Origin of the sequence: Nocardia sp. NPDC056541 (assembly GCF_042794235.1) — a bacterium.
Classification (GTDB): Bacteria; Actinomycetota; Actinomycetes; order Mycobacteriales; family Mycobacteriaceae; genus Nocardia.
Genome location: NZ_JBHTUD010000009.1, coordinates 180,376 through 203,091, shown reverse-complemented (window position 1 = coordinate 203,091; position 22,716 = coordinate 180,376). Strand labels below are relative to the sequence as shown.

The window sequence follows — 22,716 nt, the reverse complement described above, 5'->3', positions numbered from 1 at the left end:
GCTAGGTTACTGACGAGTACGGTAAGCGTAGCCGGGACGACGATGTGCCCGGTTTCTCTCCAGCCACTTTGCTGCTGGACCTCAACCGTTGATTTCGCATTCACCGCCGCATGCCGATCACTGTTGCGCGACACCGTGTTTCGAGATTTTCAGGAGGAGCGATGGTTTCCTACATCGTGACAGGCGGTACCGGATTTCTGGGTCGACGCGTGGTGCGGGGGCTGCTCGCAGCCGACCCCACCGCGATCGTGCACGTGCTGGTGCGCGCCGAGTCGCTGCCCAAGTTCACCGCACACAATGCGCAACATCCCGACAGCGACCGCGTGTTCGCGCTGGTCGGGGACCTGACCGCCGACGGCCTCGGTCTCGGCGACGGCGCACCGCGTGCCGATCACGTACTGCACCTCGGCGCGGTCTACGACATGACCGCCGACGAGGAGACCGCCCACGCGGCCAACGTCGCGGGCACTCGCTCGGTGATCGAATTGGCCCGCAACCTCGATGCCACCCTGCACCACGTGTCCTCGGTGGCGGTGGCGGGCGATCACCGCGGCAAATTCTTCGAGGAGGATTTCGACCTCGGCCAGAACCTGACCTCGCCGTACCACCGCACCAAGTTCGCCGCGGAGAAACTTGTTCGCGAGGCCACCGACGTGCGCTGGCGGGTATATCGCCCGGCGATCGTCGTCGGCGATTCGCGGACCGGCGAGATGGACAAGATCGACGGCCCGTACTACTTCTTCTCGGCCATTTCGACGCTGGCCGGCCTGCCGTCCGAACTGCCGCTGCCGCTGCCCGATCTGGGTGCGACCAATGTGGTGCCGGTCGACTACGTCGCCGAGGCGATGGTGCGACTGGTGCGCCGCGACGGCTTGGACGGGCGCACATTCCACCTGGTCAACCCGCGGCCGCAGCCGTTCGGGGAGATCTACCGCGCACTGGCCGCCGCCGCGGGCGGTCCGGTCGGCATCGGCACCGTGCCCGGCAGCGCACGCGCGCTGAGCGGGCTCGGCCACGTGCCCGGCGCGAACACGGTGCGCGACTTCCTGTTCGAACAGGCAGGCATTCCCGCCGAGGTCGCACCCCACGTCGGATTCACCGCCGACTTCGTCTCCGATTCCACCCAGGCGGTACTGCCCGGCCTCACCGTGCCCGCCTTCGACACCTACGCCGACCGTCTCTGGGACTTCTGGCGCGTCAATCTGGACCCGCACCGCGGTCGTCCCGCCGCCGACGCGCACCCGCTCTCGGGCCGCACGGTGCTGATCACCGGCGCGTCCTCGGGTATCGGCCTGGCCACGGCCCACGCCGTCGCCCGCCGTGGCGCGATCGTGCTGATGATCGCCCGTGGCGTCGAAGATCTCACGGCCGCAGCGGAATCCGTGCGCGCCGAAGGGGGCACCGCGTTCGCCTACCCCTGCGACATCACCGACTCGGAGGCGGTCGACCTCCTCGTCAAGACCGTGCTGACCGAGCACCACCATGTCGACTACCTGATCAACAACGCCGGTCGCTCCATCCGCCGTTCGGTGGCCAACTCGGTGGACCGGATGCACGACTTCGAACGCACCATGGCGGTCAACTACTTCGGTGCCGTCCGCCTCATCCTGGGGCTGCTTCCCTCGATGCGCGAGCGTCACTTCGGCCACATCGTCAACATCTCCTCCATCGCCGTGCAGACCAAGGCACCTCGCTTCGCCGCCTATGCCGCGAGCAAGTCCGCCCTGGACAACTTCAGCGATATCGCCGCCGTCGAAAACCGTGGCGACGGTGTGTCTTTCACCTCGATCCGGATGCCGCTCGTGCGCACCCCGATGATCGCGCCCACCGATCTCTACCGTTCGCTGCCCCTGCCCGACCCCGACCGGGCGGCCGACATCGTGGTCCGCGCTCTGCTGGAACGCCCCGACCGCATCGACACCCCCGCGGGCACCTTCGCCCAGGCGGTCGAGATGTTCCTGCCCTCGCTCAAGCGCACGATCATGCACACCGGGTTCCGGTTCTTCGGCGAATCCACTGCGGCACAGGGTAAGTCCGTTCCCGCCGCGGTCACCGAGCCCGCCGAACCTACGCGCAATGCCCTCACCGTCCTCGGCCCGGTCTTCGCGCCGCTGATGGTGATGCCGAACTCGGCGGCCCGCATGAGCCGGGTGCTGCCCGGCGTGCACTGGTGACATCACCCTGAACACCCGGCCGGGGGGGGCGGGGGGGGGGGGCGGGGGCGGCCGGCCCCACCTTGGTCGCGGCCGCCACGGCGGCTGCGCTCGCACCGCCGAGTTCGGTCGCGGCGCTGGCGGTGGCGCTCGGACTGCTCGGGGTGGGCTGGAATCTGGGACTGGTCGCGGGGACGACGATGATCGCGGATGCGACGCCGGTCGCCACCCGGGCTCGGACGCAGGGCACCGTCGATGTGGGCATCGCTGTCGCGGGCGCTGGGGGCGGGCTGGGATCCGGGGTCGTCGTGGCATTCGCCGACTACCCGGGTCTGGCGTTCCTCGGTGCGGGGATCGCGCTGCTGATCGTGCCCGCATTGGCGTGGGCCACTCGTCGGCCTGCGGTTCGCGACGAGGTCGTGCGGGTCGAGACCTGAGCGATGTGGTGACAGCTCGTCCTGGCAGGAGGCTGGGGCCGTGCGATGATCTGGCGATGAAAGGTCAGACGAGTACCGCCCGGCTGTTGACACTGTTCGGTGGTGTCGCGCTCGTGATGCTGATGGTCAACTGGAGCCTGATGCGCGCGGTCGCGTTCGCGGTGATCTGGGCGGTCGCGGCAGGCGTGCTGGTGTTGCGTGACCGGCGTCGTGGTGCCGAGGACACCGCGCCCGCCGTGGTTTCCGACGCAGGCGTCTCAGACTCCGGCGAGCGCTGAGGCCAGATCCGGCACATCCAGGGCCTGCATGGCCTGCTGGCGCACATCAGCGCAGTGCTGCTGGGTGACGGCATCGATCACCTCGCGGTTGCGAGCCACCGCCACATTGATGCCGCCGCTGCGCACCGCCCAGTTCTGCACTGTGGCGTTGAACGACACGCGCGCCACAGTGACTCCCTGCGCACGCCAATTATCGAGATCCGGGGCCATCATCTCGCACAGGTGCGCGGCCGCCTCATCGGAGATTTCCGGCGCGCCCTCGGCCGACGGCGGCAGACCGGGATCAGGTGCCTCGGTGCTGGTAGCGCAGCCGGCGACAACCAGCAGCCCGATCAACACGGCCCCTCGTAGATGTGTGAACACGACGCTGTCCCTCCGGTAGAGGTTTGTCCTTGCTCAGTGCGAATGCCCGCCTTTCGACGGCTCAAACAGCGGTCGGCGGCCGGAAATCGCTGGGGGAGGCAGGGATTCGGACAGCCGGCCTGGAATAGAGCGAGGCTGGTTCGACAGCGCACCCAGTTCGGCCGAACGGCGTTCTGCCGCGATCAATGCCTCACCGAAAGCCGAACGCACACCACCCCGCTCGAGTTCTCGCATCGCCACTGCGGTCGTTCCCTCGGGTGAGGTGACGGCAGCGCGCAACTCCACGCAAGACCGGCCCGACTCGGTCAACAACGCGGCCGAACCGAGCATGGTCTGCTGCACCAACTGGGTGGCTACCTCCCGGGACAGACCCAGCTGCACGGAGGCGTCGATCATGGCCTCGATCACCAGAAAGAAATACGCGGGCCCCGAACCCGACACCGCGGTCACCGCGTCCATCTGCGACTCGGCGACGGTCACCACCTTGCCGACCGCCTCCATCACCTCACCGACCAGCCGCAACTGCTCCTCGCTACAGTGACGGCCCGCCGCGATGGCGCTCATGCCCTGGCCGACCAGCATCGGGGTGTTCGACATGACCCGCACCACCGGGAAACCGGCGGGCAGCTCAGCTTCCATCCGTGCCGTCGATACACCCGCGGCCAGCGACACCAGCACCTGATCGCGCGCCCTGCCAACCATCGACTCGGCCAGTTCGGCGAGCACGCCGTCCACATCGCGCGGTTTCACCGCGATCACCATCAGATCCGCATTCTCGGTCGCATCCGCGAGACTGGTCATCGCCCGGATGCCGAACCGCTCGATCCGCGCCAACACCCGCCCCACAACCACCAGGTCCTCGCTCGCCCACCCGGATTCGAGAAGCCCAGCGATCAACGCCTCCCCGATCCGGCCACCACCGATCACCGCAATCCTCGACACAAAACGCAAGGTTAGCGGACACGTTCCCGGACACGATCCGCCCACCGAACACCCGCCGCGCCGCCCTATCGGACCGACGCGACTGATCGCTGATGGTTTTCGGGTTCTCCCGAGATCAGGCCGAGGTGATGTTGGGGCAGTTGGATCGGTTGCTGACGCTGATGTCTCTGCCACGTCTCATGCTGGTGTGCTGCCGATGAACGCACCGTATGAGGATCCAGCGACGAACTGGTTCGCGATCTTCGTTCAGGCCGAGACGGTCACCGCCGAGCTGTCGGTGAAGCAGCCGCGTGAGATCGCCATGTACGAGCTATTCGGGCTTGGTCTCAACCGTTGCTTCGAGCTTCGAGACTCTGGGCGAGGTGGTCCAAGCCCTGTAGTACTGCGGCACGTTGTTGGTCCAGGTCGGTGAGTAGCTGTGCGTGGGCTTCGAGTTCGCGGGGGAAGACCTCGTCGATCAGGCCAACCCCTGCCGGGGTGAGGCGGATCAGGGTCGATCGTCGATCGGTCGGGTTCTGGGTGCGGGTGATCAGTCCTCGCCGTTCGAGTTTGGTGAGTGTTTTTCCGACGCCTGCCCTGGACATGCCGAGATGTTCGGCCAGACGGATCGCGGTGAGGGGTGGGTCGGCGTACCGGAGGGGTACAAGTAGGCCCACCTCTGCCGGGGTGATGTGGGCCTGGGCGTAGATGTCCTCCACGGCGCGGTCGAGCAGGGCGGAAATGCGTTTGATCTGGCCGACCACCACCATGGCGGAGGTGTCGAGGTCGGGGTTTCGGACACGCCAGAGATCGGATGTCCGTTCTCGGAGCGACTTTTCGGCCATCACCTCTCCTTTTGTTAACTAGTGAACAATTCGGTACGTTCGGAGCGTACCCGGACGGCGACAAGGTCGTGCGGAGTGGTCGAGGGGGAATTGTGGTTCACGATGTCGTGGTGGTCGGTGGGGGCGCGGCCGGTCTGAGTGCCGCGCTGGTTCTGGCTCGATCGTGTCGTCGGGTAGTGCTCATCGACTCCGGTGAACCCCGAAATATGGCTGCCCAGACGACGCATGGGTACTTGACCCGGGACGGAGTCGCGCCGGGGCAGTTGCTGGCGACAGGCAGCGCGGAGGTGCGCCGCTACGGTGCGCAGGTGCTGACCGGCCGAGTCGTGGACATCGCAGCGGTCGACGGACATTTCTCGGTGGAGACCGAAGCCGGGGCCGTCGTTGTGGCGCGGGCAGTGGTTGTAGCGACGGGCCTGCGCGATGAACTGCCGGCGATCCCTGGAGTTCGAGAGCAATGGGGACAAGGGGTTCTTCACTGTCCGTACTGTCACGGATACGAGGTGCGAGACGCACCGCTCGCGGTTCTGGGTGGCGCGAACAGGGCATTTTCCGTGCACCAAGCGTCGCTGGTGCGTCAGTGGTCCGACGACGTCCTCTTCTTCCCGCGAGAGATCGCGTTGTCGGACGACGAGCGCCGCCGCTTGTCCGCGCGCGGCGTTCACGTCGTCGAAGGAGAGGTGAACCGAGTGGTTGTGCAGGACGGTCGCCTCCACGGCGTGGAACTCGCATCGGGACAGCTCATTTCGCGGACGGCGGTCTTTGTCGGGCCGTGTTTCACTCCCCGTGATGAGCTGCTCACTCGGCTGCGATGCGCGGTCGGCGACGATGGTTGGGTCGCTGTCGATGCCACGGGGCGCACCAGCGTCGCTGGTATCTGGGCCGCGGGCAATGTCGCCGATTCGCCTGCGCAACTCGTCCACGCCGCGGCTGCGGGATCCAGGGCCGCTGTGGCGGTGAATCACTATCTACTGGAACTGGATATCCAGCTTTCGCTCGCCGAGTATTGACTCGGTCCGCTCGTTGCGGGATGTGCTCGAGGCCGAGGGGGTCGGAATCGTGGTGAGTGCAAACGGTGACCGGCGGTTGTGTGCTCGGCTAACGTTTCGGCGGTCGGGTTGCCTGGTGAGGAGAGTGTGTTGACCGTCGACGTCGATATCGCGGTGCATCCGCTCGATGATCCGGTGCGGGCTTCGTTGCGGGGCGAGCACAGTCGTTTCGCGCGGTGGACGGGGCGGATCGGGCGCTATGAGCCGGAAGTCGCGCGATTCGTCGGGCATCCGGCGGTGCTCGACGAGCAGGATTGGGCTGATCTGGGCGCTGTGCTCGGGTCGGGCGGCAGTGCTGGAATCCGCGGGATCGGTCATGTGGTGCCGGCGGAGTGGGCGGTGCTCGCCGAGTTCGACACCGTGCAGATGGACGGCGCGGGATTGCGGGTTGCCCTCGATCCTGAGCTCGAAAGACTCACTGCCGCTGATGTTCCCGAGATCTTGGAGCTGATCGCCCGAACCGAACCCGGCCCGTACGCGCCGCGGACCATCGAAATGGGCACCTATCTCGGACTGCGGGTCGAGGGTCGGTTGGTGGCGATGGCGGGGGAGCGGCTGCATCCTCCGGGGTGGACCGAGATCAGCGCGGTGTGCACCGATGTCGAATTTCGGGGCCGGGGGATCGCTTCGCGGTTGATTCGGGCGGTCGGGGCCGGAATCCGCGCGCGGGGTGAGACACCGTTTCTGCACGCGGTCGCACACAACACGACGGCGATCAGTTTGTACGAGACGCTGGGCTTCACCGTGCGCAAGAAGTCGACGCTGACGCTGGTGCAAGCGCCCTAGGTCATCGGGTGGCGGCCGATCGGGTCACCTCGTCGGCGATGTCGCTGACACCGGGCATCGCGGCGATCTCGGCGGCGACCGCACGTGCGTTCGTCCTCAGGTCGGGATCAGAGATCAGGGCGTTGAGGTGGGCGGCGGTGATCGAACGGGCAGGCACCGACAGTCCGGCGCCGCGTCGCTGCACCGAGCTCGCGTTCCAGGCTCGGTCGCCCGGTGCGGGGGTGGCGATCTGAGGGACGCCGGCGTGGAGGGCGGCATAGACCGAACCGGCTCCCGCGTGGTTGACCATGGCAGTGCAGTGGGGCAGAGCTTCGTGTAGGGCGATCCACCCGGTCGTGCGGATGTTCGCGGGAAGTGCGGTGTTGCGCAGTGTCTTTCGATCGGGTCGCACGATGACGATGTCGGCATCGACATACGGTGCGGCGCGCACGATCGCCCGCAGCATCGTGTCCGGACCGTCGCCGAGCATGGTCGAGCGGGTGACGAGAATGCGTGGGCGTGTGGACGGTTCGCGCAGGAACGCGGGGGTGTCCGCGCCCGGGGCGGAGTACGGGGTGTAGCGCAACGGCCGCCCCTCGACCCGGACGATGCTGGGCGGGGCGATGGACAGGGTGCTCGCCGGAGCGGGCAGGGCGGCGTCGGTGAGCAGACGCAGCAGTTCACGGCGGATCACCGTGCCGTTGTCGAGGGCGATGTTGTGCAGGATCGTGGGTACGCCGAGCCGGTCGGCCACCATCGCCGCGGCCGCCGCGAACGGCTCGTGCACGATCACCTCCGGCGCGAACTCGGTAGCGGCACGCAGCAGCGGCTCGACCATCGGCCGATTGGTGACCGCGAAGACGTGGGCGCCGCCGCGTGCGTCCGCCATCCCCTTCCCCGACCGCACCGCCAGCACCGGATGCCGCCCCAGCCCGCGCACCGCGGCACGCAGATAGTTGATCGGCGGGGCGACATCGGCTACCGGCAATCGCGCGCGCACCACCGCGGCCGCGTCCCCGCCGGTAGCCACCATGATGTCGTGCCCGCGCTCGCGCAGAGTGTCGACCAGCGGCATCATCGGGAACAGATGCCCGATCAGCGGCATCGCCACGAACAGCACTCGCATCAGGTCCCCGCCATCGCCCCGGGCGGCCGCAGTCTCGACCCCCACCATCCAGCACTACGACTCAACGTCGACGATAGTTCACCTCGGCCCCGCATCGAGAGAGTTACGCGGCCGCTGCCCCGTGATAGAACAAGTCGCCGAGGCCGACGGTGAAGACGAGGATGCCATAGAGGGCGTGCTCCACCGAAGTGGTGAGCAGCGAGCGGGTCCGCCGATACCGGGCTGCGAAGAGAACGCCGGCCGCCGCGCTCAGCAGCACCGAGATCGGGTTGCCGACGATGAAGTGGGCGAAACCGAACGCGACGGCGCTGGCGGCGATCATGCGCGGACCGTCTCCGAAGATCGGCGCGTAGCGGTGAAACAGGAAGGCGCGGAACAGCAGTTCCTGCGGATAGACGCTGACCAGCGGATAGAACACGAGGACCAGGACCCAGATCAGGGGACGTTCGCGCGGTAGATCGAACAGCGAATCGGGCCGGAACACCGCCACCGCGGCGGCGAGGGTCAGGGCCGAGATCGCCCAGAGCGCGAGGATGCCGGGCAGGGCGGGGCGCAGTGCGTCGGCCCGCCAGAAGCTGCCACGGTCGAAACCGGTGCGGCGCAGGTAGATCACGATGCCGACGGTGATCGCCACAAGGAAAGGCAGCGGGCTCACACCGCGCAGCAACACCGCGAACAAACCGGTCAGGCCGAAGAAGAGGGCGACGAATTCGACTGTGAGCCAGGTCTTCCGGCTGGTGCGGCCGGTGTCGACGGTCATCTGCCGAGATTAGCCGCTGTGCTCGGCCTTCGTCGCGGCCAACGTCGCCAGCAGGGCGGGCAGGGCGATGTAGTAGTCGTAGGTGACCAGTTTCTGGGCGTCGGGATCGCCCTGCCACAGGCCCGCAGGGCCGCGATAGTCCGGGATTTCGCTGTCGGTGGAGACACCGGCGCCCGGACAAGATCGCCACGAGCTGGGTGGTCATGGCCATCCAGCCTAGGTCCGGTAGAGCAGTGCGGTCGACGGATTTCGGTCGTTGTCCTCGCGAAGGGCTATCGCATCTGACTATGCAACGCTAAAGTCTGCCTGGAGTGGACAACAGTGGAAGGTGGCAGACGAATGACGTCGGCAACGGTCAAACGGCAGGTACTCGAACTCGGTGGGGCGTTCATGATCTCGCGCGAGGCCAGGGCGTTCGGGGAGACGACCGGGGTGGCCGGGTTCCACGGCGCCTACACGCGAGGCCGTGGCGGGGTGCTCGGTGACGTCGACGCCGACGTGGTGACCGCCGCCTTCGGCTTCTTCGAACCCGGATGCGTGCGCGCCGCATGGGAATCGGTGCCGATGCCCGCCGCAGGCGCCGCGGTGGAATACATGCTCGCGTGTCGCGATTTCGGGCAACGCAAACTGGCCGCGTTCGAGCAGGCCGACCGGCTCGCACAGCTGCTGCGCCGCGTGGTCGATGCCGCACCCTCGACCGGCTTGCCCCTGTTCGCCGGTTGGCGGGCCATGCCGGTGCCCGAGGACGGGCGGGCCGCGGTGCTGCAACTGACCCATGTGCTGCGCGAGCTCCGCGGCGGACTGCACCTGGTCGCGGTGCTGGCCAACGGACTCACCCCGCTGCAGGCGATCCTGGTCGCGGGCTCCCCGATCCTCGACGGCCCCGGTCACGCGAAATTTCTCGGCTGGACCGAACCGTTCGAGACGGTCACCGACGATGTGCGGGTGCGCTGGGACGCGGCGGAGAAGCTGACCGACGAACTGATCGCACCCTGCTTCGATGTCCTTGACGACACCGAGCGCGACGAGCTCGCCACCCTGATGCTCGACGCGCACCGAGTCGCCTTGACGCGCTAGAACGTTCAGGACCCGATCACGTCGCGCCCGCGGCCCACGATCAGTGGGTCGGCGGTGCCGACGATCTCGACATCCTTGTTGCCGTAATCGAACCCGCTCAACACGTGCCGCATCGCGTTGAGCCTGGCGCGCTTCTTGTCGTTGCTCTTGACCACGATCCACGGCGCGTGATCGGTGTCAGTGTGCTCGAAGTTCTCTTCCTTGGCCGCGGTGTAGTCGTCCCACTTGTCGAGCGAGGCCAGGTCCATCGGCGAGAGCTTCCAGTGCCGGACCGGGTCGACCTGGCGGATGGCGAAGCGGGTGCGCTGCTCCAGCGGCGAGACCGAGAACCAGAACTTGACCAGGTCGATACCGTCGTCGACGAGCATCCGTTCGAACAGCGGCACCTGCGACAGGAACCGTCGATGCTGTTCGGGCGTGCAGAAACCCATCACCCGTTCCACCCCGGCGCGGTTGTACCAGGAGCGGTCGAACAGCACGATCTCGCCCGCGGCGGGCAGGTGCTCGACGTAGCGCTGGAAATACCACTGGGTGGATTCGCGCGCGGAGGGCTTCTCCAGTGCCACGACCCGGGCCCCGCGCGGATTCAGGTGCTCCATGAAGCGTTTGATGGTGCCGCCCTTGCCCGCGGCGTCGCGACCCTCGAACACGATGACGACGCGGCGCCCGGTCGCCTTGACCCAGTTCTGCAGTTTCAGTAGCTCGATCTGCAGTAACCGCTTGTCGAGGTCGTATTGCAGGCGCGAGAGGCGCTCGTCGTAGGGGTAGCCTTCGCGCCAGGTGTCGACGACCAGGCCGCCGGGTTCGGTGAGCAGGATCGGATCGTCGTCGTCGCTGTCGTCGACGGTGAATCCGGTGGTGTCGGCCAGGTTCACGACGGTCGCGAGATCGGCGATCTCGCTGACATCACGGGGGATCGGACGAATCTCGACATCGGTCATCCCGTGACGCTAAATGGTGTGCGTGTCGCGAAGATGAACGCGCGGTGCCCAGCGCAGCGAGGCTGCCGCGCCAACCCGGCAACACGGCGATGTGGGCTCGCTATCGTGAATTGGTGCAGATGGCACCCCGTTCGGGGCAGACTGTGATCTGATTCACGCCGCTACTCGCGAGGCACTGCTGCCCGCCGTGGAGAGGACGACGCCGATGCATGATGGAGGCTCCTTCACCGACCAGTCCGCTCTCCCCGACGGCGAGCCGGCCTCGGGCAGCCGCGTGATCCGGATCGCGTCCGTGGCGGCGCTGGGCGGATTGTTGTTCGGCTTCGACAGTGCCGTGATCAACGGGGCCGTCTCGGCGATCCAATCCGAATTCGATGTCGCCGACGCCGTTCTCGGCTTCGCTGTGGCCTCGGCGCTGCTCGGCGCCGCCGCGGGCGCCATGACCGCGGGCCGGATCGCCGACCGCATCGGCAGGCTCAAGGTGATGAAGATCGCCGCGGTCCTGTTCTTCATCAGCGCGGTGGTCACCGCTTTCGCGCCCGATGTGTGGATCCTGGTCGTCGGCCGGGTGATCGGTGGTCTCGGTGTCGGTGTGGCCTCGGTCATCGCCCCCGCCTACATCGCCGAGACCTCGCCCGCGCGGATCCGCGGCAGGCTCGGATCACTGCAACAGCTGGCCATCGTGCTCGGCATCTTCCTGGCCCTGCTGGTGGACTACGTGCTCGCCCACCTCGCCGGTGGCGCGAGCGAGATCCTGTGGTTCGGGCTCGAAGCCTGGCGCTGGATGTTCTTGTCCATGGTGGTACCCGCCGTGGTCTATGGCGTCTTGGCCTCCACGATCCCGGAGTCGCCGCGCTACCTGGTCGCCACGCACAAGATCCCCGAGGCCCGGCGCGTGCTGTCGATGCTGTTCGGTGAGAAGAACCTCGAGCTCACCATCGGCCGGATCGAGGAGAGCCTGCGCAGCGATACCAAGCCGTCCTGGAAGGACCTGCGCCGACCGGCGGGCGGGCTCTATCCCGTCGTGTGGGTGGGGCTGATGCTGTCGGTGTTCCAGCAGGCCGTGGGCATCAACGTGATCTTCTACTACTCGAATGTGCTGTGGGAGGCCGTCGGCTTCGAGGAATCCCAGTCGTTCCAGATCAGCGTGTTCACCTCGGTGGTCAACATCGCCACCACGATCGTCGCGATCATGCTCATCGACAAGGTGGGCCGCAAACCGTTGCTGCTGACCGGCTCGATCGGAATGACCGTCACCCTGGCCACGATGGCGATCTGCTTCGGCGGCGCCGACCAGCTGCCCGACGCCGAAGGCGTCATGGAGCCACACCTGACCGGTGCGCTCGGTCCGATCGCGCTGGTCGCGGCCAACCTGTTCGTCGTGTTCTTCGGCATGAGCTGGGGCCCGGTGGTGTGGGTGCTGCTCGGGGAGATGTTCCCCAACCGGATCCGTGGCGCCGCGCTGTCGCTCGCGGCGGCCGGCCAGTGGGCGGCGAACTGGGCGATCACCGTCTCGTTCCCCAGCCTGAAGACCTTCTCGCTCGGCTTCGCCTACGGGATGTACGCGGTGTTCGCGCTGCTGTCGCTGGGCTTCGTCGCCAAGTTCGTGCCCGAGACCAAGGGGATGTCGCTCGAGGACATGGACGAGGCCGCCGGCTACGAACGGCCCATCGCCAGCACCTGACCCCGCCCGAAGCGCCACCGGCTCGACCACGTCGTCACCATCGCAGTGCGGTCATCGATCACCCTTCGACGAGGAAGGCTGCGTGATGCATTCGGCCTACGGCTACCCAGCGCAGACGAACCGGGCATCGCGCGCGGTCCGCGGCGGTGAGACGGGCAACGCCCGGACCCACACGAGCGAGACCACCTCGTGGACGGTGGTCGAGGACGCCTGGAACCCGCAGCGCGCCAACTACTTCGAGACGATGTTCACCATCGGCAACGGGCGCCTGGGAACCCGTGGCTCGCTCGAGGAACGGCACACAGGGGCGTTGCCGGGCACATTCATCGCCGGTGTCTACGACGCCTACGACTCCCCGGTCATCGATCTGGTGAACGCGCCGGACTGGCTCGACAGCGAGGTCTTCGTCGACGGTCTTCGCCTGGACACCGAGTCCGCGCAGGTGGTCGAGCATCATCGTGCACTGGATCTGCGCAGCGGAGTCCTGCACCGCGACACCGTGTTCCGGCTGCCCAGCGGCGCGCGGGCCAGGCTGCGGACCGAGCGGTTCGCCAGTTCCGCCGACCGAGATCTGTGCTGTCTGCGGATCGAGGTGACGTGCCTGGATTACGCGGGGGCGGTCACGGTGCGGACCGGTATCGACGCGAACCGGCGCAATCTCGAACGGTTGCCGACCTACCACGAACAGACGGCATTCGGCTACGAACGCAAGTGGGACAAGTGGGCCAAGTCCACGCACCTGGTGTCGGTCGGTGCGGGATTCGACGGTGAGGTCGGCGTCATCGAAAGCCGCACCATCGACAGCGGGGTCGACCTGGCCTATGCCTTCACCTGCTCGGCCGACAGCGGGCAGCGTCACCAGCGGGTCCGCCACGACGGCATCGAGGTGCAGTGGCATTTCGACGTGGGCGCAGACGAAACCGTGCGGGTGGACAAGCTCGTCGGTATCGCCACCAGTCGCGACTACCGAGCGGTGCGCCCACCTCGGGCGCGCGCACTCGACACCGTCGCGCGCGCAGACTCGTTCGACACCGCCGCCGCGGCCAACCGGGCGGCGTGGGAGGGGATGTGGGCCGCCGCCGATTGCGAAGTGGTCGGCGACGATCGGGTGACCCAGGCGCTGCGGTTCGCGATCTATCACCTGCTCATCGCCGCGGACCCCGACGATCCGACCGTGAGCATCGGCGCGAAAGCGCTGTCCGGCGAGGGCTATCGCGGGCATGTCTTCTGGGATACGGAGGTGATGCTGCTGCCGTTCTTCCTGTTCACCCGGCCGCGCGCCGCCCGCGCGCTGCTGGGCTACCGCCACCACACCCTGCCCGGCGCACGGGAAGTCGCCGCCGACAACGGAACCGGCGGCGCGCGCTATCCGTGGGAATCGGCCGATACCGGCCGCGAGGAGTGTCCGCAATACACCCCGGACGGGAAGGACCGTTTCTACACCCGCGAAGAAGAACTGCACATCACCGCCGATATCGCCTACGCGATCATGCGCTACGCCGCCGTCACCGGCGATGACGACTACCTGTTCGGGGAAGGCTCGGAGATCCTGTTCGACACCGCTCGATTCTGGGTGCAGCGGTGCGTCGAGGACGGCGATCGGCTCGCCATCCGGACGGTGATGGGACCGGACGAGTTCCACTCCCACGTCGACAACAACGCGTTCACGAACAGGCTGGTGCACTGGCATCTTCAGCAGGCGGCGGCGGTGTACGAACGGATGTCGCGGGAACGGCCCCAGCGGGTGTACGAGCTCATGGCCTCGATCGGGCTGGAGGCGGGTGAACCAGCCCTGTGGCTCGCCACCGCGGACCGGCTGCGGGCGCCGACCGATCCCGACTGCGGTGTCATCGAACAATTCGACGGCTATTTCGATCGCACGGTGGTGCCCATCGTCGACTGGGACGACAACGGCATGCCGCGACTTCCGGTCGGCTACAGCCCTTTCGACTGCGAGACCACCTCGCTGCTCAAACAGCCCGATGTGGTGATGCTGCTGCACATGCTGCCCGACGAATACTCCCCGGCCACCCGGCGGCTGAACTACGAGTTCTATGAGCAGCGCACGATGCACAAGTCGTCGCTCAGCCCGTCGATCCATGCGATCGTGGGGTTGCAGGTGGGCGATTGCCGCACGGCGGAACGGTATTTCGAGCGGTCGGCGTTCGTCGATCTCGACGACAACCAGGGCAATACCGAAGAGGGAATCCACATCGCGTCGGCGGCGGGCACCTGGCAGGTCGCGACGCACGGCTTCGGCGGATTGCGCGCCGACGCCGACGGATTGCGTTTCGCACCCGCGCTTCCGGCGTCCTGGCAACGGTTACGGTACGCGGTGCACTGGCGGGGTCGGTCGGTGCGGGCCGATCTCGGGCACCGGGACGCGCGCTTCGAGCTGGTCGGTGCGGGGCCATCGGTGGAGATCACGGTGTGGGGTCAGCCGGTGACACTCGAACCCGGTGTCGTGGTCGAGGTCGGGGCGCCATGACCGGCGTCTTCGACGCGCAGGCGGTGCTGTTCGATCTCGACGGCGTCCTCACCGACACCGCGGCGGTGCATCGGCGGGCGTGGTCGGCGCTGTTCACCGAGTTCCTGCCCGCCATCGCGCCGGACGCCGCCCCTTACACCGATGCCGACTACTTCGCGCTGGTGGACGGCAAAGCGCGCGCGGCGGGCGTGCGGTCGGTGCTCGCCTCGCGCGGCGTGCGCGTGCCCGACGGCGAGCTGGACGATCCACCCGGCGCGCAGACGGTGCACGGGTTGGGCAACCGCAAGAACGTCCGTTTCACCGAGATCATCCGTGGTGACGGTGTCGAGGTGTTCGACGGGTCGTTGCGCCTGGTCGACGCGCTCGCCGCCGCCGGTGTCCCGATGGCGGTGGTGTCGAGCTCGCGCAATGCGGTGCTCGTGCTGGACACCGTCGGCCTGCTGGGCAGGTTCGCGATAGTGATCGACGGCGTGGTCGCCCACGACGAGCGCCTCGCGAGCAAACCGGCGCCCGACATGTTCCTCACGGCCGCGCGGGGTCTGGGCGTGGATCCGGTGCGCACGGTGGTGATCGAGGACGCGGTGTCGGGGGTCGAGGCGGGGCGCCGGGGCGGATTCCGGGTGATCGGGGTCGACCGGGGGACCGGCGCCTCGGCCTTGTGGGCCGCCGGTGCCGACGTCGTCGTCAGCGATTTGGCGGATCTGCTCGAAGACCAACGGGATCGGCGCAGGTCTGCCGTGTCGGGGGAGATCTGAGTTACTCGACTTGAACTGAACGAGCTTCCGGGTCGGGCAAATATTCACGCTCGCCGACATGCGCGTGACCGACGGACGATCCGTGAGCCGCGCCCATTAGGCTGCGGCGGCGTCACGATCATGTCAGTGTGCTTCGATCAGGTCAGTTGTCCAATAGAGCCATTACCCAGAAGGTGACCATGCACGATCAGTTCTCGTCCGGAATCGGCCGTCGTGAAGTTCTGGCAGGCGCCGCCGGTGTCGTCGCGGGCCTGTCGCTGGTGGGGCTCACGCCCGCCGCGGCGGTGCCTGCCGAAGTGCCCAAGTTCACCCCGCAGGCCGGGCGTAACGTGCGGGTGCTGGTCACCGGCGACGCGGGCACCGGCACCCGCACCCAGTGGGCGGTAGCCGACGCGGCACGCGCATTCCACGCACGCCGGCCGTTCTCGCTCGCCGTGGGTCTGGGCGACAACATCTACGACACCGGACCCAACGGGCCCGACGACGAACAGTTCGCCACCAAATTCGAGAATCCCAATGCGGGACTGGACATTCCGTGGGCGATGGTGCTCGGAAACCACGACACCAGCTCGGTGTTCCCCGGCGACGGCGGCTGGCTGGCGCGCGGCAACTTCGAGGTGGCCTACCATGCGAAGTCACAGCGCTGGTGGATGCCGAGCCGCTACTACTCGGTGCGCGTGCCCGAACAGAACCCGGTCGTGGAGTTCTTCGTGCTCGACATCAACCCCCTCGCGGCCTACATCCCGCCGTTCCTCGACCCCTACTGGGCCGTCGACGGTCCGTACATGAACGAACAGCGCGCCTGGCTCGACAGCGCGCTCGCCGAGTCCACCGCGCCGTGGAAGATCGCCTGCACCCATCAGGCCTACATCAGCAACGGCCCACACGGCGACGCGGGCAACTACGAGGGCCTGCCGGTCGAACCGATCAACGGTGTGCACGCCAAGCGATTCTTCGAAGACCACGTGCTGGGCAAGGTGTCGTTTCTGCTGTCGGGCCACGACCACACCCTGCAGGTGCTCGAACCCACACCGGCGACCAAGGGCACCCGCCAGATCGTGTCGGGCGCGGCGGGCAAGACCGCGGGCGGTCAGCCGCGGCTGACGAGCGGTGCGCACAGCGCGCTGTTCGAAACCCAGCACGAACTGGGGTTCATGGTCTTGGACCTCACCGCCGACTCGGTGAACCTGACAGTGCTCACCGTCGACCCGGCCTCGGGCGCGAGCACCGAGGTCTTCGACCGGCGACTGGGCTGAGCGCGACCGGGTGCAGAAAACGCGGTGGCGGGAGGATGATCGGTGGATGGGCTTCTACACCGACCGGATCCTCCCGCACCTCACCGACAAAGTCTGCGGCGTCGCCCAGAACGGGCCGCTGCGCGAGCGAACCTGCGCCGGGTTACACGGCGAGGTGCTCGAAATCGGGTTCGGGTCGGGCAACAACATCGGGTTCTATCCGGCCGCGGTCGAGCGGGTCAGCGGGGTCGAACCCGCCGATACCGCGTGGAAGATCGCCGCGAAACGTGTCGCGGGCAGCTCGACCCCGATCGAACGCGCGGGCCTGGACGGCCAGTCGCTGCCGTTTCCCGACGCCACCTTCGACACCGCCCTGTCGACGTTTACTTTGTGCACCATCCCCGACATCGCGGCGGCACTCGCCGAGATCGGCCGGGTCCTGCGCCCCGGCGGCACCTTGCACTTCGTCGAACACGGACTCGCGCCGGAGGAATCGGTGCAGCTCTGGCAGCATCGCCTCGACCCGATCCAGCAGAAGATCGCCGGCGGGTGTCACCTCTCGCGCGACATCGCGGGACTGATCACCGAAGCGGGTTTCGAGATCACCGAACTCGACCGGTTCTATCAGCCGGGCGCCCCGAAAGCGTGGGCGGCGTTGTCTCTCGGCGTCGCGCGTTCTTCCTGAAAACAGCTGATCACCACGATCGGACCAGCGGAGCGTCATGCTCGCACCGCTGCCATTCGGCGGTGAGACGTCCCAGCCTCTGCGGTGCGGCGATGCTGCGCATGCCGGCGATCTTGTCCGCACGCATCTCCAGGATCGCGACGCCGAGGACTCGATCGCCGAGCGTGACGAGCACGGCCGGACAGCCGTTGGCCACAACCGCGTAGATCGACGGCGAGCCACCGGCGAGGCGTCGCTTGGCCGGGCTCGGTGTGAAACCGGCCCGCACCGCGGTGGCCAGGCGTTGCGGGCTCGCGTAGCGGATGAGCTTCGCGGCCGAGCCGCCGACGCCGTCGGAGATGCCGGTCGCGTCATCGGTCAGCAGCGCGACCAGCCGATCGGTGCGACCCGAGGTGGCGGCCTCGATGAACGCCTGGACGACCCGGCGGGCGGCGCCGTGGTCGATGTCGATGGTGGTGCGCGCGGCGGTGATCCGCCCTCGCGCACGGTGCAGGTGTTGCTGACTTGCCGACACGGTGATGTCGAGGATGCCGGCGATCTCGGCATGCCGGTACGCGAAGGCCTCGTGCAGCACGTACACGGCGCGTTCGGTCGGCGACAACCGTTCCATGAGCGTCAGCACCGCCAGGGTCACCGATTCGCGCTGCTCGACGGTGTCGGCGGGCCCGAGCATCGGGTCGCCGTCGAGCAGCGGTTCGGGCATCCAGGCGCCGACCGCGCGCTCGTGGCGCGCCTTCGCCGAGCGGAGCCGGTCCAGCGCCAGGTTGGTGACGATCTTGGTCAGCCACGCCTCCGGCACCTCGACATAGTCGCGGTCGGCGGCCTGCCACCGCAGGAACGCGTCCTGGACCGTGTCCTCGGCGTCGGCGGCCGAGCCGAGCAGACGGTAGGCGATCGAGGCCAGCCGGTGGCGGCTGGCCTCGAAACGCGCCACGGTGGCAGTGTCCATGAGCACGACTCTAGGTCGCGACCACGGCGTGGGGTCGATCGGTGACCGCGCGGTACCGGCGGCTGGGCATGCCGAAGGTGGGGTGGCTCAGGCTCCAGGGGTTGACCCCGAGGATCACCGCTTTGACGCGGGCGGCCGTTCGCCCGCGCAGGGCCCACGACTTCGATCGCGCGTCACCGTCGACCACCTGGAAGATCCCGTCCTTGCGGCCGAGGCTGATGTGGTTGCCCACATACGACAGTGAGGTCGTCGAGATCTTGCGCCCGGTCCGGTCTCCGACGATCGTGGCCGTGGCCTGCATGCTGGTGAATCCGGCGGACGCGCACGACATCGGCAACGGTAAACCGTTGTCGCCGATGACGAACGCGCTGTCACCGGCGACGTAAACGTCGGGGTGCGAGACCGACCGCATCTGCCGGTCGACGGTGATCTGCCCGTTGGGTTCCACCGCGAGACCGCTGGTCGCGGCGATCGGATGCACCGCGAACCCGGCTGCCCACACCGTCGCCTGTGCGGGGAAAGTGGTGCCGTCGGCGGCAACCGCGCCCGCCGCGTCGACCCGGGTGATGGTGGTGTTCTCGTGGACCGTGATCCCGAGCCGGTCGACGGCGTCGAACAGGTGGCGGCGGGCCTTGCCACCCAGCCACCCGCCGAGTTCACCGCGCGTGGCCAGGCCGACCTGGAGCCCTGGATGGGATTCGGCGATCTCGGTGGCGGCCTCGATCGCGGTCAGGTTGCCGCCGACCACCAGGACCTTCTCGTTCGTGCCCAGGGCGGCCAACCGGGCGCGCAGGCGCAGCGCGGCTGGGCGGGATGCCACGTGGTAGGCGTGCTCGGCGGCCCCGGCGATGCCGTGGACGGCGGCGGTACTGCCCAGCGAGTAGAGCAGGGTGTCGTATTCGAGCCTGTCGATGTCGTTGCCGTCGGCAATGGTGATCGTCCGGTGGTCGACGTCGACGCCGCTCACCCGCGCTACCCGCAGCCGGATGCCGGTGCCCGCGAACACCTGCGTCAGCGGCAGGTGGCGCAGATTCTGCCCGGCGGCGAGTTGATGATTGCGCAGCCGCTCGGCGAAATCGGGTTCAGCGTTGACGACGGTGATCTCGAAGTCGTCGGAATGGAGTCGGCGGGCCAGTACCCCGGCGGAGAAGGCCCCGGCGTATCCGGCCCCGAGGACGACGATGCGGTGCTTCATGAGTGGCTCCTGTCTGGTTCGCGTGCCTTCTGAACGAGACGGCCGCCGAAACCCTGACAGGATCGATCAGTGATGTAGGTCACGCCCGGGTGGCACGGGAGGTGGCGAGGAATTCGGTGATCGCGGTGGCGACGGTGGCAGGTTGGTCGAGCATCGACAAAACGTAGGCGTCGTCGATTTCGACCAGGCGGGAACGGGGAATCAGTGCCGCCAGGCGGTGGCCGTGGGAGCGGGGCATGACTTTGCCCGCGGACGACCACAGGACAAGGGTTTCGCCGGAGAAGTGCTGCAGGGCTTCGGTGTTGGTGACGAGTTCGCGCTTGTCGAAGCCGGAGCGGGTGTAGGCGAGCAGGTCGGCGCGGATGCGGGGGTCACGCAGGCCCGGTTCGGTCCAGGCGTGGACCAGGGCGTCGGGGAGGGGAGTTTTCGCCATCCAGCCGAACATCACGGGGCTGCGGCGCAGCCAGCCGATGCGCATCTGGCGCAAGGCCAGGGTGATGCCGCCGGGCAGGGCCGAGGCGAGCGTGGCGGTTTTGCCCGGGAGGCCGGGCGGGAAGTTGTCGAAGGCTTCGCTGGGGAAAATGATCAAGCGCCCGACTCGTTCGTCGAGGCCGTAGGCGGTGAGGAACAGGGCCCCGCCCCAGTCGGAGTGCACGAGGGTGACGTCGTGCAGGTCCAGTGCGGCGAGGAAGTCGGCGACGAGCTGATTGAGGCCGCGCAAGCTCAGGTCGGTGCCCGGGCGCAGGGGTTCGGGGTGGGCGCCCAGCGGTAGGTCGGGCAGGACGTAGCGGAAGCCGGTGGGCAGATGGTCGAGAACCGAATCCCAGACCGTGTGGTTCATCAACAGTCCGTGCAGCAGGACCACCGGGGGCCCTTCGCCGTGTTCGCGGTAGTGGAGCCGACCCGCATCGAGTTCGACGATCGCCATGACATCCTCCCTTGCCCTCCACGGCTAGAGCGTTTGCTCTAGCGTGTTTGCTCTAGTCTGGTGGAGTGAGCGAGCAGATGTCAACGAGTACCCGCGAGCGACTGGTGACCGCGGTCGCGGAATTGATGCGTGTCCACGGCTACAGCGCGATCACCGTCAAACAGATCGCCGCCGCCGCCGAGGCGCCGATGGGGTCGCTCTACCACCACTTTCCGCAGGGCAAAGTGCAGATCGCGGCCGAGGCGCTGCGCAGCACCGGCGCGGCCTACATCCAGCTGCTACCGCTACTGATGGACCCGCACGAGGATCTGCGGGTGGCCGTGCCCGCCGCGTTCGACGACGCCGCGCGCACACTCGAGGAGTCGGGGTGGATGAACATGTGCCCCGTCGGCACCGTCGCGGGCGAGATCGCCGACAGCGAACCGGTTTTGCGGGAGGTGGCCGCGGAGGTCGTGCGGGACTGGATCGACCAGGGCACACGGTATTTCGTCGAACGCGGCGTCGGGCAAGCCGCGGCACGCGAGCTGATCTTGGCGATGTTGTCCGCACTGGAAGGGGCATTCATTCTGGGCCGCACACTACGTTCGGCCGAACCGTTGCGCGCGGCCGGTCAAGCGATGGAGGCGCGGGTGGATATGGTGCTCGCCGCGCGCGAGAGCGCTGTCGTCGATCGGTGATCACCCGGCACACCACGGTGGCCGTGTCACGGGCCCTGTGACACGGCTGTGGTTGCGCGAGTGGGTATCTCATCACGCGGCGGCGAGTGCTCCGGTGATCTTGCGGGTCATGTCGACCATCGTCGGGTTGGGCCGAGTCTGGTAGAGCTGGGCGGTGTCGAGGGCGACGGCGATGGTGTTGCGGAAGTTCTCGGCCTCCACCGGGTCGTACCGGCCGAGCAGACTCACCGCCGCGGTGAGGGCGGGCAATACCTGATCGGCGAGTTCGGCGACCGAGGAGCCGCTCAGTGCGATGTGCCCGGACTTCTCGGCCAGCACGTGCCCGACCACACCGGTCGCCGACGACAGCGCGATGGTGCCGGTGGTGGCGATCTTGTGCGGCTTGCCGGTAGCCCCGCCCGCGGCGGCGAGCAGGGAGACCGCACCGTATGCGGCGGTGCGCACAGTGATCTTTTCCTGGGCGGTGAGGGTGACAGACATGGCGTTTCTCCTTGGGGTTCTGCTTGTGGGGGAAGGGAATCGGTACCGAGTCAGCGCGAGGCGGTGGTCTCGATCTCACGGACGGCGTCGGCGATGGCGCGGAAGTCCTTGCGCAGGATCGCGCCGTGGTTGCTGGCGACTTTGGCGCTGACGCGAATGTTGGGGTTGCTGTCGAGCACCGCGTCCAGTCCGGCGCGGATCTTCTCCTGCTCGTCGCCACGGCTGCCGAACGAGGTTCCCGAAGCGACCACATACCGCACCGGGACGGTGATGGCATTCAGCACCGGACCCAGTGCGCTGACGCTGGAGAGCTTGCCGAGTTCGATATTGCTGTCGGCCTGCTGCTGTGCGGTCAAACGGGGCGCGAGCCCGGTCGGGCGAGCCAGCGGCAGCACCCAGCTGAGCCGCTTGAACAGCTTGCGGATGCGCTGCTCCATCGCCTCGTCGAGCCAGTCGTAGGGGAACGCGCCGTCGACGAGGACCGCGCCGAGCGCACCGGCCGGGTTGCGGCTGGTCCAGTGCGCCCCGAGGTAGGCACCGTAGGACCAGCCGACCAGGATCGGCTTCTCGGTGACACCTCTGGCCGCGAGGATCGCGTCGATATCGCGCACGCAGGTGTCGAAGGAGTAGTCGGCCGACTTCTTGGACTTGCCGCGAGCCCGCTCGTCGAAGGTGATGTGACGGTAGCCGGGGCCGAGGTCGGCGATGACCCGGCGCCAGTAGCCCTGGGTGGCGAACTGGCCGTTGAGGTAGACCACCGGGGTTCCGGTGCCGCCGGTGTCGGTGACGGCCAGTTCGGTGTCGTCGATTGTCACCATGCCGGTCCAGGGGGCGATGGTGCTGGTGGGGTTCGAGGAAGTCATTGTCGTGTCCTTGCGTTGCGGTGTTCGGCATTTACTGATGACCAAAAGGTAGATTGCGTTCA

The 22,716-nt window shown here is 67.7% G+C and carries 23 protein-coding genes; 12 read left to right on the top strand and 11 right to left on the bottom strand.

Annotated features, from left to right (window positions below; all coding sequences use genetic code 11):
• The first annotated feature begins 161 nt into the window (after positions 1 to 161).
• The 3 genes from ACFQ9R_RS18015 (at position 162) to ACFQ9R_RS18005 (ending at position 2,868) form a co-directional block, all read left to right on the top strand.
• Positions 162 to 2,174 carry an SDR family oxidoreductase gene (locus ACFQ9R_RS18015; RefSeq protein WP_378991880.1) on the top strand — a complete coding sequence of 671 codons (2,013 nt, stop codon included), beginning with the start codon at positions 162 to 164 and terminating at the stop codon, positions 2,172 to 2,174.
• A gap of 62 nt (positions 2,175 to 2,236) precedes the next feature.
• Positions 2,237 to 2,590, top strand: a complete 354-nt coding sequence (locus ACFQ9R_RS18010; RefSeq protein WP_378991879.1) for a hypothetical protein — start codon at positions 2,237 to 2,239, stop codon at positions 2,588 to 2,590.
• 56 nt (positions 2,591 to 2,646) lie between these two features.
• On the top strand, positions 2,647 to 2,868 hold the full coding sequence (locus ACFQ9R_RS18005; protein WP_378991878.1) for a hypothetical protein: 222 nt from the start codon (positions 2,647 to 2,649) through the stop codon (positions 2,866 to 2,868).
• On the opposite strand, the gene ACFQ9R_RS18000 is transcribed toward ACFQ9R_RS18005, so the two are convergent.
• The 3 genes from ACFQ9R_RS18000 to ACFQ9R_RS17990 all read right to left on the bottom strand — a co-directional run bounded on the left by ACFQ9R_RS18000 (position 2,848) and on the right by ACFQ9R_RS17990 (position 4,997).
• Positions 2,848 to 3,231, bottom strand: coding sequence for a hypothetical protein (locus ACFQ9R_RS18000; protein WP_378991877.1), 384 nt, complete (start codon positions 3,229 to 3,231; stop codon positions 2,848 to 2,850). The two genes, ACFQ9R_RS18005 and ACFQ9R_RS18000, sit on opposite strands and share 21 nt — an antisense overlap.
• A gap of 33 nt (positions 3,232 to 3,264) precedes the next feature.
• On the bottom strand, positions 3,265 to 4,173 hold the full coding sequence (gene proC / locus ACFQ9R_RS17995) for a pyrroline-5-carboxylate reductase (RefSeq protein ID WP_378991876.1): 909 nt from the start codon (positions 4,171 to 4,173) through the stop codon (positions 3,265 to 3,267).
• A 326-nt stretch (positions 4,174 to 4,499) separates the two neighbouring features.
• Positions 4,500 to 4,997, bottom strand: coding sequence for a MarR family winged helix-turn-helix transcriptional regulator (locus tag ACFQ9R_RS17990; protein ID WP_378991875.1), 498 nt, complete (start codon positions 4,995 to 4,997; stop codon positions 4,500 to 4,502).
• Between the two features lie 68 nt (positions 4,998 to 5,065).
• Between ACFQ9R_RS17990 and ACFQ9R_RS17985 the strand changes: the two genes are divergently transcribed.
• A complete protein-coding gene (locus ACFQ9R_RS17985) occupies positions 5,066 to 6,007 on the top strand; it encodes an NAD(P)/FAD-dependent oxidoreductase (RefSeq protein WP_378992051.1) in 942 nt (313 codons plus the stop codon).
• Positions 6,008 to 6,133: 126 nt separating this feature from the next.
• Positions 6,134 to 6,832 (top strand): GNAT family N-acetyltransferase, encoded by a 699-nt coding sequence (locus ACFQ9R_RS17980; protein ID WP_378991874.1) that lies wholly within the window; start codon positions 6,134 to 6,136, stop codon positions 6,830 to 6,832.
• A 1-nt stretch (position 6,833) separates the two neighbouring features.
• Here ACFQ9R_RS17980 and ACFQ9R_RS17975 read toward each other — a convergent pair whose 3' ends face one another.
• Positions 6,834 to 7,937, bottom strand: coding sequence for a glycosyltransferase (locus tag ACFQ9R_RS17975; protein ID WP_378991873.1), 1,104 nt, complete (start codon positions 7,935 to 7,937; stop codon positions 6,834 to 6,836).
• A 103-nt stretch (positions 7,938 to 8,040) separates the two neighbouring features.
• Positions 8,041 to 8,697, bottom strand: a complete 657-nt coding sequence (locus ACFQ9R_RS17970) for a CPBP family intramembrane glutamic endopeptidase (protein WP_378991872.1) — start codon at positions 8,695 to 8,697, stop codon at positions 8,041 to 8,043.
• A 339-nt stretch (positions 8,698 to 9,036) separates the two neighbouring features.
• Here ACFQ9R_RS17970 and ACFQ9R_RS17965 point away from each other — a divergent pair, with 339 nt between their 5' ends.
• Positions 9,037 to 9,774, top strand: coding sequence for a hypothetical protein (locus ACFQ9R_RS17965; protein WP_378991871.1), 738 nt, complete (start codon positions 9,037 to 9,039; stop codon positions 9,772 to 9,774).
• A gap of 5 nt (positions 9,775 to 9,779) precedes the next feature.
• Here ACFQ9R_RS17965 and ppk2 read toward each other — a convergent pair whose 3' ends face one another.
• Positions 9,780 to 10,715: a polyphosphate kinase 2 gene (ppk2, locus tag ACFQ9R_RS17960; RefSeq protein WP_378629995.1), complete on the bottom strand. Its 936-nt coding sequence runs from the start codon at positions 10,713 to 10,715 to the stop codon at positions 9,780 to 9,782.
• A gap of 205 nt (positions 10,716 to 10,920) precedes the next feature.
• On the opposite strand from ppk2, the gene ACFQ9R_RS17955 reads away from it, so the two are divergent.
• The 5 genes from ACFQ9R_RS17955 (at position 10,921) to ACFQ9R_RS17935 (ending at position 17,562) form a co-directional block, all read left to right on the top strand.
• Positions 10,921 to 12,399 carry a sugar porter family MFS transporter gene (locus ACFQ9R_RS17955; RefSeq protein WP_378991869.1) on the top strand — a complete coding sequence of 493 codons (1,479 nt, stop codon included), beginning with the start codon at positions 10,921 to 10,923 and terminating at the stop codon, positions 12,397 to 12,399.
• 85 nt (positions 12,400 to 12,484) lie between these two features.
• On the top strand, positions 12,485 to 14,887 hold the full coding sequence (locus ACFQ9R_RS17950) for a glycoside hydrolase family 65 protein (RefSeq protein ID WP_378992049.1): 2,403 nt from the start codon (positions 12,485 to 12,487) through the stop codon (positions 14,885 to 14,887).
• Entirely contained in the window at positions 14,884 to 15,642 is a 759-nt protein-coding gene (locus ACFQ9R_RS17945; protein WP_378991867.1) for an HAD family hydrolase, read from the top strand. The genes ACFQ9R_RS17950 and ACFQ9R_RS17945 overlap by 4 nt, the downstream gene beginning before the upstream one ends.
• Positions 15,643 to 15,821: 179 nt before the next feature.
• Positions 15,822 to 16,898: a metallophosphoesterase gene (locus ACFQ9R_RS17940; RefSeq protein ID WP_378991866.1), complete on the top strand. Its 1,077-nt coding sequence runs from the start codon at positions 15,822 to 15,824 to the stop codon at positions 16,896 to 16,898.
• A gap of 46 nt (positions 16,899 to 16,944) precedes the next feature.
• Positions 16,945 to 17,562: a methyltransferase domain-containing protein gene (locus tag ACFQ9R_RS17935; RefSeq protein WP_378991865.1), complete on the top strand. Its 618-nt coding sequence runs from the start codon at positions 16,945 to 16,947 to the stop codon at positions 17,560 to 17,562.
• 10 nt (positions 17,563 to 17,572) lie between these two features.
• Here ACFQ9R_RS17935 and ACFQ9R_RS17930 read toward each other — a convergent pair whose 3' ends face one another.
• The 3 genes from ACFQ9R_RS17930 to ACFQ9R_RS17920 form a co-directional block, all read right to left on the bottom strand.
• Positions 17,573 to 18,511: a sigma-70 family RNA polymerase sigma factor gene (locus tag ACFQ9R_RS17930; protein WP_378991864.1), complete on the bottom strand. Its 939-nt coding sequence runs from the start codon at positions 18,509 to 18,511 to the stop codon at positions 17,573 to 17,575.
• Between the two features lie 10 nt (positions 18,512 to 18,521).
• Positions 18,522 to 19,706, bottom strand: a complete 1,185-nt coding sequence (locus tag ACFQ9R_RS17925; protein ID WP_378991863.1) for an NAD(P)/FAD-dependent oxidoreductase — start codon at positions 19,704 to 19,706, stop codon at positions 18,522 to 18,524.
• 79 nt (positions 19,707 to 19,785) lie between these two features.
• Positions 19,786 to 20,634, bottom strand: a complete 849-nt coding sequence (locus tag ACFQ9R_RS17920) for an alpha/beta fold hydrolase (RefSeq protein WP_378991861.1) — start codon at positions 20,632 to 20,634, stop codon at positions 19,786 to 19,788.
• 65 nt (positions 20,635 to 20,699) lie between these two features.
• Between ACFQ9R_RS17920 and ACFQ9R_RS17915 the strand changes: the two genes are divergently transcribed.
• Positions 20,700 to 21,311 (top strand): TetR/AcrR family transcriptional regulator, encoded by a 612-nt coding sequence (locus ACFQ9R_RS17915; RefSeq protein WP_378991859.1) that lies wholly within the window; start codon positions 20,700 to 20,702, stop codon positions 21,309 to 21,311.
• A gap of 72 nt (positions 21,312 to 21,383) precedes the next feature.
• Here the strand turns inward: ACFQ9R_RS17915 and ACFQ9R_RS17910 are convergent, their stop codons facing one another.
• Entirely contained in the window at positions 21,384 to 21,791 is a 408-nt protein-coding gene (locus tag ACFQ9R_RS17910) for a hypothetical protein (RefSeq protein ID WP_378991858.1), read from the bottom strand.
• A 50-nt stretch (positions 21,792 to 21,841) separates the two neighbouring features.
• The gene (locus tag ACFQ9R_RS17905; protein WP_378991857.1) at positions 21,842 to 22,654 is read right to left on the bottom strand and encodes an alpha/beta fold hydrolase; all 813 of its coding nucleotides are present in this window, start codon (positions 22,652 to 22,654) and stop codon (positions 21,842 to 21,844) included.
• Between the last annotated feature and the right edge of the window lie 62 nt (positions 22,655 to 22,716).